Annotated in this window: 7 protein-coding genes; 1 reads left to right on the top strand and 6 read right to left on the bottom strand. The window is 32.3% G+C overall.

Translation table 11 applies throughout. From position 1 onward, the window contains the following. Positions 1-4: 4 nt before the first annotated feature. The 3 genes from AC3VI6_RS03545 to AC3VI6_RS03535 form a co-directional block, all read right to left on the bottom strand. The gene (locus AC3VI6_RS03545; RefSeq protein ID WP_497705186.1) at positions 5-3,643 is read right to left on the bottom strand and encodes a ShlB/FhaC/HecB family hemolysin secretion/activation protein; all 3,639 of its coding nucleotides are present in this window, start codon (positions 3,641-3,643) and stop codon (positions 5-7) included. Positions 3,644-3,709: 66 nt separating this feature from the next. After that, positions 3,710-4,294 (bottom strand): nucleotidyltransferase family protein, encoded by a 585-nt coding sequence (locus AC3VI6_RS03540; protein ID WP_497705185.1) that lies wholly within the window; start codon positions 4,292-4,294, stop codon positions 3,710-3,712. 4 nt (positions 4,295-4,298) lie between these two features. After that, complete coding sequence (locus AC3VI6_RS03535) at positions 4,299-5,318, bottom strand: XdhC family protein (protein WP_497705184.1); 1,020 nt, start codon at positions 5,316-5,318, stop codon at positions 4,299-4,301. A gap of 99 nt (positions 5,319-5,417) precedes the next feature. On the opposite strand from AC3VI6_RS03535, the gene AC3VI6_RS03530 reads away from it, so the two are divergent. Beyond that, complete coding sequence (locus AC3VI6_RS03530) at positions 5,418-6,647, top strand: Pycsar system effector family protein (protein WP_497705183.1); 1,230 nt, start codon at positions 5,418-5,420, stop codon at positions 6,645-6,647. A gap of 4 nt (positions 6,648-6,651) precedes the next feature. On the opposite strand, the gene AC3VI6_RS03525 is transcribed toward AC3VI6_RS03530, so the two are convergent. The 3 genes from AC3VI6_RS03525 to der all read right to left on the bottom strand — a co-directional run bounded on the left by AC3VI6_RS03525 (position 6,652) and on the right by der (position 13,308). Then, complete coding sequence (locus AC3VI6_RS03525; RefSeq protein ID WP_497705182.1) at positions 6,652-9,036, bottom strand: GAF domain-containing protein; 2,385 nt, start codon at positions 9,034-9,036, stop codon at positions 6,652-6,654. 111 nt (positions 9,037-9,147) lie between these two features. Further along, positions 9,148-11,922, bottom strand: a complete 2,775-nt coding sequence (locus AC3VI6_RS03520; RefSeq protein ID WP_497705181.1) for an outer membrane beta-barrel protein — start codon at positions 11,920-11,922, stop codon at positions 9,148-9,150. A gap of 78 nt (positions 11,923-12,000) precedes the next feature. Further along, positions 12,001-13,308: a ribosome biogenesis GTPase Der gene (der, locus tag AC3VI6_RS03515; RefSeq protein WP_038005898.1), complete on the bottom strand. Its 1,308-nt coding sequence runs from the start codon at positions 13,306-13,308 to the stop codon at positions 12,001-12,003. Between the last annotated feature and the right edge of the window lie 99 nt (positions 13,309-13,407).

The following is a 13,407-nucleotide window of genomic DNA, read 5'->3' as shown; positions in this document are numbered from 1 at the left end:
TGAATTAAAAAGAGAAACCAATACTTAAAGCTACTCTGTCTTCTTGTGAGTTTCCTTTGAAATAAGAAACATTTGCAGTGAATAAGTCGATTCCGCTTAACCATATAGAACCCCCATAACTAGTATGCCATTTCTTTGAATTAGGAGAATACGGAGACCATACACGACCGTAATCAAAACCACCAGTAATACCAATTTTTACAGGAATAATTCCTGTACGAATGCGTCCGAAACGCAAACGTAAATCGTTACTGTGATAAAAACTTTCGGTACCAGAAAAACGTTCTCTATTAAATCCACGTAAACTACGTTCACCACCTAATGTAGCTGCTTGGTAAATTTCAAAACGATTTCCTATATTAATTTGAGTTCCAACTTCAGAAGCAAAAACTAAGGAGCTATTGGATACTAAATTTTGATACATAGCCAAAGAACTTTTAATGTAACCAAAGCGTCTGTCGAAATCTTCTGCATTGGCTTTAGCTCCAATAACCAAATCGAAGTTCATCCCTTTGATAGGAAAACTACTATTGTCTACTCGGTTGTGATTAAAGTTTAATTCACCTCCCCAGAAATAATTAGTGTCAAAAATAGCGGTAGGTTGATTGTCAAAATTATTGATGAATCGACTTGGAGTATCTTCCACTTCAATAGCTTCAACAATTCCTGAAATTTTAAAAATACTTCCTCCTCGTAATCGCTTTAATAACGAAGGAGAGAAGCTTATTTCTTCTTTTTTAACACGATAATGATCCAAGTCAAAGCTTTGATCGTATACACTTTCATTACCCCATCCAAAGAAATTAAAAGAATAATTATCGCTTGTAGCTTTAGCGTGCAAGTGCAAGCTCCAATTACCAATTAGTTCGGTAAATTCACCGTTGTATTCAAGATCGTATCCTCCAACGGCTGAATAGTAATTAGCGGCTAAGGTATGTTGACTAGCAAAAGGGTGTTTTTTAAAACCTTGTTGTGTATAGGTTACAGAAGCGCCAAAGAAGAAACCATCATCTGGATTGCTTCCTAAACTAGGATACACTACTGTTGTATTATTATTAATATCTCTAAAATTATAAGTATTTTTAAAGTAGCTGTTTGAGCGTAAATCTACAGTTTCAGAACTCGGATTTATGGTGTTATTCTTTGATTTAAAATCGTAAATTTTTGTTTTCTTTCTCCATCCAGCAACGGATGATTTATCTGTATACATATCGTGATTTTGACCACCTATAATTCGTAATAAAATTCCATCGTGTACATCACCAGAAATTAAAAACTCATCATCTCCATTTAAACCATAAAGTTGTATTTCATTCGTTTCTTTTGTTTTGAAAATACGGTTATAAATTTCGTTTTCTTTTCTAAAAACAGTAACGCTAGTTTCGTCATCATTTAAACGTTTAATGATGAATTTATCGTCTTTATCTGTACCAACTACATGTACAACTTTGTTTAGTTTGGTGTAATAGCGTGTTGCAATTTCTTTTAATTTATCTCTTCTAGCTTTTATTTTAGCAATGGTTTCTTTTCCATCAATATCATAAATAACCTTTGGTAATTGCTGAATTGATTTTTCAATTACTTCATCAGTTAAATGTTGTTGAATGTACTCAGCTTGTTTATTCCAGTCATCTAGTGTTAATTGATTTAAAAAAGCAGCATCAAAGAAACGAGCATAGTTGTTGTACCACTTCATGTTTTTGATATCGTTATCAAAAGTTTGCATGTTCTTTACTAAGGGTGCAAATTGTTGAAACAAAGGAATCATAACTCCATCAAACTTAGAGAAAGGTTGATCTCTATCTCTAGGAATAGGACGATAATAGGTTTTGCCATTTTCGGTTTTAAAAGAAGCCCAACGCCATTGGTCTTCATGTCTATCCCAATCACCAATTACCATATCAAACAAACGTGAACGAACCACCCATTCTTGATCAATAGAGTGTTTACCGTTTTTTCTGATTTTTTCTAACACATCAAATGTGCTAATAATATCTTCTGAATTTCCAAAGTTGTCTAATTCACTTCGGTCACCAGCAGGTCGTTCTTCTAATAAGTATAATTGTCCTCCAAAGATGTCGTTATGTTTTCCTAAAGCAGGTTGTTTAGGCATGTAATATAGCTTTGGATTTGTATGATAAATATTTACAGCGTCTGCCATATCAGGAAGTACAAAAGCAGCATATGGGTGAGACATTGTAAAAATATCTTGAACCACATCAACTAAAAACGTCCCTTTTAAAATACCACCCATAATGCGACTTCCGTCTTTTATCATTGAACGTAATACGAATTGTTTTCCTTCAGGATTTTCTAATCGTAACGAATTGGTTTGGTTACCACCACCTCTTCTGATAGGAGTTAAACCTCCATAAACATTTTCTAATTCTAACACAGGAACTTTAATGGTTTTTCCATATTTTTCTCTGTGTAAATCTCCCCACATAAATTTATGAAATCCGCTTACTTCAGTAGCTTCCGAAGGATAAATAGAAGTTTCTATAAATTCTTTATGATCATCATATTCAGGAAAGTCAGAATAAGTTTTAGTTTGTTTTGGTTTTACAATTTCTTTACTAAAAAGGAGTTTATGTCCATCTTTGGTGTTGGCAGCATAATATTCAATAACAGCAGAACCGTCTTTATAATAATTCAATCTTGCATATCCGTGGTTACCGTAGGTAAATTGAGCTCCATAACCAATTAAAGCAGCTGATTGTTTTGAACCCGAACCACTAATTACTTGCTTAAATCCGTCTTGCTCTATGTATTGTAGGTTGTGATCGTGACCAGAAACAAAAACAATATTATCGGTGAAATCATCAGATACTGCTTGTATTTGATTAATGAAGTCACTATAGTTTTTATTAAAAATATCAGTTTGAATTCCTGCATGTGAGCGTAGCGCATTTTTCAAAGTACCTAAAATTGGCGCTGGTTTCATGTGGTCTTTTATAGAATAACTTCCACCATGTGAACCGTTACTATATAATGGATGATGTACAGCAACCACAACATTTTTGTATCTGTTTTTTTTGAAAAGACTAGAAACTTCATGAATAAAACGCTCGCGAGTTTTAATTTCACAGTTGTCGTTCATTTTTGGCTCTTTATCCCAATCCATAATAAACCAACGACTGTCAATAATAATCAAGGTAAGATCATCATTGATTTCTACTTTATCCAATCCACAGCCTCCCTCAGGTAGGAAAGAATCTTTTCCTAAAGCTTGTTCAACTAATCGTTCTTGTTCTTTTAAACCATCAACACCATTATACCAATCATGATTTCCAGGAATAAAAATTGTTTTTCCTTTAAAGCCTTGCAGTGCATCAATTTGTGCTTGCAAACGATGTTCAGCTAAGGCTCTATCTTTATGTTCTTTATTGGGGATTCCGTAAGGGTAAATATTGTCTCCTAAAAATAAAGTAGTCGAGCTTTTAGAAGCTTTGGCTAACTCTTTTTGAAAAAAGGTTAGTGTAGGTGTTGTTTGCCCCATTTCGGCATTACCAGCATCTCCAATTAAATAGAACGAGTGTATTAGCTCTTTATCTGTTTGAATTGTTTTAGGAGAGGTTTTATCAGCGTACTTAGCTTTATAGGATGCGCAACCACTAACTATAGTAATTATAGCTAGATACATGCAAAACTTGGTTAAGTTCATGTTCAGTTTTTTGGTTATGTAAAAATAAGGCTTTTTAAGCTAAAATTATTGTTTTAATAAATGTTGATAATCTTCAAGAGTGTCAATGTCTAGCAAGTTTTTAGTAGAGTTTACTTTGATAACATTGTTGTTTTGTTGTAGTAGAAAATTCTTTGCGCCTTTGTCTCCTTTTAAATCCAATAAATCATTAAAATAGTTCTTCGGAAAAATAGCAGGAACTCCAACACTGCCTTGATAGTTAGAGGCAATTATGTTGGAAGGATTATTTTTTGAAACCTCAATTAAAGAATTCAAATATTCAGAAGTAACATGAGGTTGATCCGCTAGCATTATTAAAACACTATCAAAGTTGTAATTCAATAAGAACTCTATTCCCTTTACAATGCTAGTGCTTAATCCGTCTTTATAATTTGGGTTGTAAATGATTTCAAGAATATTTGAAGTGAGTTGTTTTTCGATCACTTCTTTATTAGCTCCTAATACACAAAATACATTTTTTACGACTGATTTTTGAGCTTGTTCAATTGCCCATTCTAATAATGTAGCGTTTTTATAAGGAAGCAATTGCTTTGTTTTTCCCATTCGGGAAGAATTACCAGCAGCTAGTATGAGAATTGCTGTTTTTTGCATTGTGTTAATTGTGGATTCGTCCAGTAATCTTTTTTAGAGAAAAAACTTCTTTGTTACGAATTACTGATAATATTTCTGCTAAGATTGATAAAGCTATTTCCTCAGGAGTTTCAGCCCCAATATTTAAACCAGCTGGTGTATGAATCTTATCTAAAAACTCATCAGAAACATTTGGAGAAAATTCAAAGAACTCATCAAAAAGCTTTTCACGACGCTTAGCAGCTCCTAAAATACCAATGTAAACAGGATTCTGTTCTTGTAACTTAATCAACCAGCGTAAATCGTAAGTGAAATTATGATTCATAATAACAATAGCAGTATTGTTATTTACTTGAGAAAGTTGAATTAATTCTGGAGTTTGTGCAACTACCGATTTAGCTCCGGGAAAATCAGATAGTTCTTTTGGATCTTTAATAGAAGTAACAACATCAACTTCCCATCCTAACTGGGTAGCTTGCGCACAAAGTTTCACAGCGTCATGTTCGCCGCCAATAATAAGTAAGCGAAATAGTGGTTGTAAAGTTTGTTGGAAAGTAACCAGTTGATCTGTTTTTTCAGGATAAAACTCTTTATTGAAAGAGTAGGTTTGTTGATTGTTAAATTGAATTACAGAACCAAAATTACCATAAGACTCATCTTCTTTTTGAAAATAAGATATGATGTTATACGGTTTTCTTTGAATGTTGTTTTCTGAGAAAGCATGAATAAATTCGGAAGAAAGATTAAAAGGTTCTAAAAGAACATATAATATTCCCTCGCAACCTAAACGATAACGACCATCATAGGTTATTACTTTAGGTTTGTTGTTTTCAAAAACCGATTGAGCTCTACGTTGTACTTCTTTTTCAACACAGCCTCCGCTAATGGCTCCAATTATTTTTCCGTCAGAAGAAAGTAACATTCTAACTCCTGGTTTTCTGTAAGAAGACCCATCTAAATCGACGACAGTAGCCAGTACATTTTGTATTCCTTGTTGTTGGTTTATAGTAGCTTGTTGTAGTATTTCTTTAAGTTCGTGCGTCATTTTTATATTGAAAAACTCTTTTAAAAGTACGTTTTTTTATGATGTTATTAAAAAAATAATACTGGTTAATAATTTATTATTTTAGCAAAAACCTTTTTCATGAATAGTTTGATAGAAAAGACAGAGCAGTTTGTGGTGGATTTATTAAATGAAAGTTTAGCTAAGAATTTTGTATACCATAACATTGCGCATACTCAACGAGTGGTTGAAAAAACACTTGAATTAATTGAGGGAGAAGCTTTTTCAGAAGTAGAGAAGCAAGCGTTAATTTTAGCGGCTTGGTTTCATGATGTAGGATACACTGTAAACCCAGACAATCATGAAGAAGAAAGTGTAGTTATTGCTACTAACTTTTTAAAAAACGAAGGGGTTTCAGAAGAGATAATTGATGAGGTGTCAAGATTGATAGCTATTACCAAAATGGGAGTTAGTCCTAGCACCGAAGTAGAAAAGATTTTAAAGGATGCTGATTGTTCTCATGTGGGTAGTAAAAACTATTCTGATTTTAACGAGTTATTACGTAAAGAAAGAGAATTGATGTGTGGTAGAACAATAAAAGATGTTGAATGGGATGACGCGAACCTTAATTTTTTAACTAAACATCGCTTTTATACGAGTAAAGCTTCTAAACTTTGGGAAAAACAAAAAAGTAAAAACATAGCACAGCTTTTAAAGAAAAAGCAAAAACAAGCACAAGAAGCTGCTAAATTAAAACAGAAAAAAGAAGAGTTAGCGTACAAGAAAAATAAAATAGAGCTACCAGAAAGGGGGATAGAAACGATGTTTCGCGTAGCGATGCGTAATCACATAACATTAAGTGATATTGCCGATACAAAAGCAAATATCTTACTCTCGGTAAATGCAATTATTATTTCAATGACCTTGTCTACTTTAATTCCTAAGTTAGACAACCCGTCAAATCACTACCTAATTATTCCTACGATAATTTTTGTGATTTTTACAGTGATTTCAATAGTCTTATCAGTTTTAGCAACCAGACCAAATGTTACTGAAGGAAAATTTACAAAAGAAGATGTAACCAATAAAAAAGTTAATTTATTATTCTTCGGAAATTTTCATCAAATGAAGTTGCCAGAATTTGAGTGGGCAATGAGTGAAATGATGCAAGACCGCGACTATTTGTATGGTTCACTAACTAAAGATTTGTACTTTTTAGGATTGGTTTTAAATAGAAAATATAAGTTATTACGAATTACCTATACAGTTTTTATGATTGGTATTTTGGTAAGTGTAATAGCTTTTGCTGTAGCCTTTAATATACAAGATAATGCTTCAAAAGTAGCGGAGTTAGTATCAGGATTGTTATAGACGATTATTTAAACTCTTGGATTAACTCATCAATAGTTATTGTTTTTTTAGCGTCAAAACTTTCTTGATAAATAACCTCTATACGTAAAGCTTTTAATCCAGAAACTCCTTGTAGGTCTTCAACCTCTAATTTTTCTACTTTACCTAATAATTTTTTAGATTGAAGGTATTTAATGTATTTATTGTACTCATCAGCATCTTTATCTTGAGAATATACAATTGCTATTTTACCAGGAACAGTTAGTCGCTCTTCGGTTCCTTTTATATGAGCTTTGTCAATACGTTTTTTTATGATTTCGTATCTAATATTATAAGCGCCATCAACGTCAAACTGCTTTTCATCCATTCTGAATTTTATGGCTAATGGATTACTGTGAACTAAAATTAAAGAAGCAACTCTAAGCTTGTGTTCCATTTTTTCAGCAGCTTTTAAGGCAATGTTTTCCATTTCACACATTACTTGTAATTGCCATAACCTAAGGTTGTACAAGTATAGATCGTCATATTTTTTCTCTTTTGTTAATGACTGTCCTATATACATGTTGTACTCAACACCATCAGTTTTATAACGTTCAAAATAATGAGGGAACATTTGTTGTGCTTCTTCTTGTCTGGCATCAATAAAAGAAGCCAACTTATCGTTTAGTAAAGTAACACTGTCTTCATAGGCTTTACGTTTTTCGTATACTACTTGTAAATTAGGGTCTAAACGATTGATATATGATTCTACCAAGGAACTTAAATCATTATTAACCATTTTTATATGATTAAAGACAGGGTAGATTTCGCGTTTCAAAAAGTCTAAAATGGCTATTTCATCACCAGCTTTCAATCCTTTTTTTACTTCAGATAAATATTCTTCAACTCTAAATCTTAATTCTTTATAAATTGGTAGGCTTTCAACTTTGCAGGCTTCTAACAAAACAGAAATAGCTAAAGAAAGTTGAGTATTTAAATCTTCTTTAATTGCATTATTCCTTGCAGTAGATGAATCTTTAATATCTGATTGACCATACAAAGGATGAACGTCAGGGAAAATAATATCTTCAATTTTAACATTTTCCTTGGCTTCATATGATTCTCTATGGAATCTTTCGGCAGCCTCATAAAAACGCCATTTTACCGTTGGATGAATTGAGGTATAGTTTTCTTGAATTGTAGCTTCAAGTATGTTTTGATGTTCTTCTGAGAAACGATCAACCGCTATTTTAAACAACGGAATTAAGTTTTGTAGTTTATTTTGATTAATCGAGTTTAGCTCAAAAGGTCTTGGTGAAGCAAGCTCAATAATGGCTAAGCTGTTTTTAGCTGAAGCTAGTATAGGTACTAAAATAATACTACCAATATTTCTGTTTTTTAATCGCTGGTAAAAGTTTTTGTTTTCAGTTTTTTTACCATACTTTTCTACATCAGAAATAGCAAGAGTCTCGTTGTTTATGAAGAGTTTTTCTAAAAGATAATTACAGAAAATACAATCGCAAGAAACATCTTTTTCATAGTTTAAAACTAGACTTTCTTGTTTGTTAATATGCGAAGAAGAAAAATTGTTAGAGTCTGTTTCAAAAATGGAAAACCCTAAAGACAAATCATTTATTCCAAAGAATCTACGAAATATTTCTTGTAGCGTATGAACTAAGTCATCATCTTTTTTTATGAGACTAGTTCTTATTTCTGAAATCATTTCATCGGTTGTAACATCGAATAAGTTCATGATTCCGAAGCCCTTAAAAATATAGGATTCAGGAGGGAATTTTTCTTTCCAAACGTCAATATCGTCAAAGTTGTCAAGTAAAAACTTAATGTCTTCTTCAGTTATTTTTGGAGCTTTTTCGGTTGGATAAATCTCCATAAAGTCAGCATTAAATGCTGCCCGATATTTTTTTAGTGTGTTGGTTGTTTTATCTGGAATATCAAAATAAAAGGGACGTTTTATATCAATAGAGTAGTTGTACACGTCAGTTAAAATGATACTACAGGCATACTTGTACATTAAATCACTTTCAAAATGACGAACTTTTAATTCGTAGTCATCTCCAGCATTTTGTAAAATTTTTTCAAAACGGCTAGTGAACTTAAAAGATGTAAAAGTAAACGGAATACTAACCGCTTTAATTTCATTTTCTAATAGTAATTCAGGAAATAATGGTTCTAGTAGTAACTCAATAGTATCCTTGTGTTTTTCTAATAAAGATTCATCAGAAAAACCATCAATCAACTCAGGAGCTTTTTCTGTTTCTCGAACTATATTTATTGAAGATTGATGATATGGATGTTCTTTAAACTCTTCACCCGCATATTTTTGAAATAAAGCAACAATCTTTTCAAAACTTATTTTAAGTTTAAAAGGGAGGTCTATATTCTGAATATCTCTAGTTCGTCTTATGTTCATAAAGCAAGAAAATGAATCTATACAAATTTACGAAATTGCTAACTAAATAGTCGTTTTTAGTTGTACTCCCTTTCAAAAAATCAAGAATAATCTTTACGTTTTGTTTAAAAATTAAAATCTGAAATTATAATCTCGAATTTTACCTTTTTTTCCTAGGCTATTAAATTTCCAGCTAAAACCTAACATAAAATATTGTTGTAATACTGTGCTTTCAGAATCTTCTATGTAGTTTGATGTTGCTCTACGTTGTGCATTGGTATTCTGATTCAATAAATCATAAGCTTTTAAACTAATAGTCCCTTGATCTTTTAATACCGAGTAGGCTAGGGTAGCGTTCCAAAACCATGAAGCTTTGTTAAAACCAATTACATTTGGATTGTAGGTGTAACGGATATCGTTTATCCATTCTAATTTCTTCGGAATGTTTGTTTTGGTTCTGATATCAACAGAATGTCTAGTGAAATTTCTGTTTTGTGTGGTGTTTATATCATATTTCGTGTTTGAAAAATCGATATCGTAACTACCTTCAATTGAAGCGATTTTATCCCATTCTAAAGTCGCTCTGAACGTAGGACTAAGAGATGTTGTTTTAGCTCCTTCTTTTATATCATTTAAAATATTGAAGTTTTTATCCGTTCTAATATGTGCACCAGCTCTAAGTTGAAGGCTTACAATAGAATCTAATTTTATTTTTTTGCTATAGCTACCTCCTCCTACAAAATCATAACCCCCGTTTGTGTTTTCATATGTAGTATTTCTAACTAAGTCATCATCAATAGATGTATTAGTGATTACCTGATCATTGTATAGACTACCTCTCATATAAACCCAAAAACCTGTTCGTGCTTGCCAATTAAATTTATTAAAATTGATATAAGCCGTATGGTTTTGAGTAGGCTTTAGGTTCGGGTTACCTGTAGTAATATTAGATGGATTGGTTACGTCAGAAAAAGGTTGTATCTGGTTTATATTAGGTGCGTTATTACTTAAACGGTAATCAAAATAAACAGATGCTTTAGAGTCAAATCGATATCTGAAACTAGAGTTAAGGTCTAAGTTGTTGTAATCCTTTTGTAAACTTAATTGAGGACGTAATTGATCGTTGTTTTCTAATGTTCTGTTTACAAAACCAGTTTCGAAATTAAAACGCCATTTTTTGGTTCTATACACTAATTCTACCGCAGGAGTTTTAGTAATGTCGTTATAAGTAAAGTCAGAACTTAAGTCAGTATTAAAGTTGCTGTATTGTTGTGTTGTGTCGTCAAAATCAAAGGTGTTTTCTTTGTTTTCTCGTTCATCACGTTGGTAGCGGTATTTTGCGTCTAAAAAGAATTTATTGGCTACTAAAGGGAAACGATATACGAATCGTGTAGTAATTCCCGTTAGGTTGTTTTCAATAGAGCTTTTTTGATCTCTAATTTCTGTACTTGGAGAACTCCCAAAAACTTCAATGGTAGATTTGTTAATTTCTTCTGTATCTGCTTTATCAATTCGGTTGGTGATCGAGGCTTTTATAAAGGAACCTTTGCTTCCCATCTTTTTTGTAATGTCTAACCTGTTTTCAAAGTTGTTAGCTTCGGAAGTATCATAAGCTGTACTGGTGTAGTTATTTGTAAGTGTATTATTTTCATCTAAAGATTCTTCTTGCCTACGACTACTACCTTCACGTTTATTAAAAACGAAAGTAGGTCTAATGTTAATCAATAAGGTAGAGTCTATTTCGATATCAAACTCAGTATCAAAACTATGATTGTGGTTTTCATCATCAGAAGAAGTAGTAGAATTTGAAAAATATTTTCTATCAGGTAGTGTGTATTCTCTATTGCTTTTTGATTCGTTATTAGAAGTACTACCAGAATAAAAATAGTTAGCATTTACATCTAATCCCTTACCAAATTCATCAGCATAGGTTGCTCCTGCTGTTTTCGATTTTATAATTCCACTTCCACCACCAAATCGTCTTCCGTTAATACTAAAACCTCCGTTTCCTCCAATCCAAATATTACCACCGCCACCAAACATTTTTTGAATTTCTCCAAAACTGAATCCAGGAGAGTTAATATTGTTTGTACTAGCTAATACACTAAAACGTTGATTGTTGTCAAAACGATTTACCATAGCAGCTCCTTCGTAGCGTTTGTCAGTACCTACCCCTCCAGATACTCGACCAAACCAACCTTTATTGTTTTCTTTTTTAATGGTTAAGTTGATAGTTTTATTGTTAGCGTCTCCATTTTCGCCCGTAAAAGCTTCCGATTTAGATTTTGTATCAGTAATTTGAACTTTTTCAATAATGTCTTTTGTTAGATTTTTAGTTGTGATACTAGGATCGTTTCCGAAGAAAGGTTTACCATTGACTAAAATTTTATTTACTTCTTTTCCGTTTACGGTAATTTTACCATTTTCATCTACTTCTACACCAGGGAGTTTTTTTAACAAGTCTTCAACGTTAGCATCTTTTTTAGTTTTAAAAGATTTTACATTAAACTCTAAAGTGTCTTTTTTAACTGTGATAGGAGCCCTAGATTGAATAACAACTTCACTTAAAATATTGCTTTCTTCTTTTAATGAAATGGTTCCTAAATTCAAAGTAGAAGATTTATCAAGTTGAATTTGTTTTGAATAGCTGTCCATTCCCACATACGAAATAAACAGTTTTACATTCTTATCGTATGATTTTCCTTCTAAAGAAAATTTTCCTTTGTCATTTGTAATTGTGTAGGTAACAATAGTGCTGTCTTTAACTCTTTCAAGATGAACTGTGGCAGCGTCGATAGGTGTTTGTTCTTTTTCAGAGTTTATAGTTCCTGTAATTTTGAACTGGTAAGATTGTGCTAAAATTGAACTAGTTAATAATAGCGTAAAAATAAAAAGTAGTTTTTTCATTTTTTATAGCAATTTGATTTTCAATTGGCTACAAATAAAGAGAAAAAACTACTTTCTGAAAGTTAAATTTTGTTAAAATTATTTTTGACGGAAATAAATACTAATAGGTACTCCGTTAAAATTATAGTGTTCGCGTAATTGATTTTCTACATAACGCTTATAAGGATCTCTAATATACTGTGGTAAATTAGCAAAAAAGGCAAACTGAGGTGTATGCGTAGGTAATTGCATACAGTATTTAATTTTGATAAATTTACCTTTGGTTGCTGGAGGTGGATTATGCTCCATAATCTCCAACATCGTTTCGTTTAATTTACTGGTTTGAATACGACGTTTTCTGTTTTCAAAAACATCAACAGCAGTTTCAATAGCTTTAAAAATACGTTGTTTAGTTAACGCAGAAATAAAAATAATTGGAACGTCAGTAAAAGGAGCAATTGTTTGACGGATTTTAGCCTCAAAATCACGCATAGTGTTGGTTTCTTTTTCAACTAAATCCCATTTATTAACTAGAATTACAATTCCCTTACGGTTTTTCTCTGCTAACCAGAATATTTTTTCATCCTGACCTTCAAATCCACGAGTTGCATCGATAACCAATACCGCAACATCACAATGTTCAACAGCACGAACAGCACGCATTACCGAATAGAATTCTAAGTCTTCTTTTACTTTTGATTTTTTTCTGATTCCAGCTGTATCAACCAAGTTGAATTCAAACCCGAAACGGTTATATTTAGTATCGATGGAATCGCGAGTGGTTCCTGCAATATTGGTTACAATATTTCTGTCTTCTCCAATTAAAGCATTAATAAATGATGATTTTCCTGCGTTTGGACGTCCAACTACAGCAAAACGAGGTAATTCGTCTTGTTTATCTTCGTTTTCGTCTGGTTCAGGAATTTCTTCAACTATAGCATCTAGTAATTCGCCAGTTCCACTTCCGTTAATAGAAGAAATTGTGTAGTATTCACCTAATCCAAGATTGTAAAATTCAACAGCATCAGCATCACGCATTGCATTATCAACCTTGTTTACTGCCATAAATAGAGGTTTTTCAACCTGACGTAAAATTTTAGCAACTTCAGCATCCATAGGAGTAATTCCTTGCTCAACATCAACTACAAAAACAATAATATCAGCTTCGTCAATAGCTAGCTGAACTTGTTTACGTATTTCTCCTTCAAAAATATCATCAGAACCAATTACATACCCACCAGTATCAATTACAGAAAATTCTTTTCCGTTCCATTCAGATTTTCCATAATGTCTATCTCTAGTAACTCCACTAACAGAGTCAACAATAGCTTCACGACGTTTTACTAGTCGGTTAAATAAGGTAGATTTTCCTACGTTAGGTCTTCCTACAATCGCAATAATACTCATTTTGCAAAAAAATTTGTGCAAAGATACAATTTCGCAAATGATTTATAATGAATTTTAGATAGTATATAGTTTTTGCTATATTGTTGGCGTTTAATATTT

The organism is Tenacibaculum sp. TB-56, assembly GCF_059716275.2.
The sequence above is the reverse complement of the archived record's forward strand: the minus strand, read 5'-3'. Positions and strand labels throughout refer to the sequence as shown.

Bases quoted from the DNA above. Each gene is read 5' to 3' on its own strand.
- AC3VI6_RS03545 (WP_497705186.1), bottom strand. From the start codon at position 3,643: ATGTATCTAGCTATAATTACTATAGTTAGTGGTTGCGCATCCTATAAA.
- AC3VI6_RS03540 (WP_497705185.1), bottom strand. From the start codon at position 4,294: ATGCAAAAAACAGCAATTCTCATACTAGCTGCTGGTAATTCTTCCCGA.
- AC3VI6_RS03535 (WP_497705184.1), bottom strand. From the start codon at position 5,318: ATGACGCACGAACTTAAAGAAATACTACAACAAGCTACTATAAACCAA.
- AC3VI6_RS03530 (WP_497705183.1), top strand. From the start codon at position 5,418: ATGAATAGTTTGATAGAAAAGACAGAGCAGTTTGTGGTGGATTTATTA.
- AC3VI6_RS03525 (WP_497705182.1), bottom strand. From the start codon at position 9,036: ATGAACATAAGACGAACTAGAGATATTCAGAATATAGACCTCCCTTTT.
- AC3VI6_RS03520 (WP_497705181.1), bottom strand. From the start codon at position 11,922: ATGAAAAAACTACTTTTTATTTTTACGCTATTATTAACTAGTTCAATT.
- der (WP_038005898.1), bottom strand. From the start codon at position 13,308: ATGAGTATTATTGCGATTGTAGGAAGACCTAACGTAGGAAAATCTACC.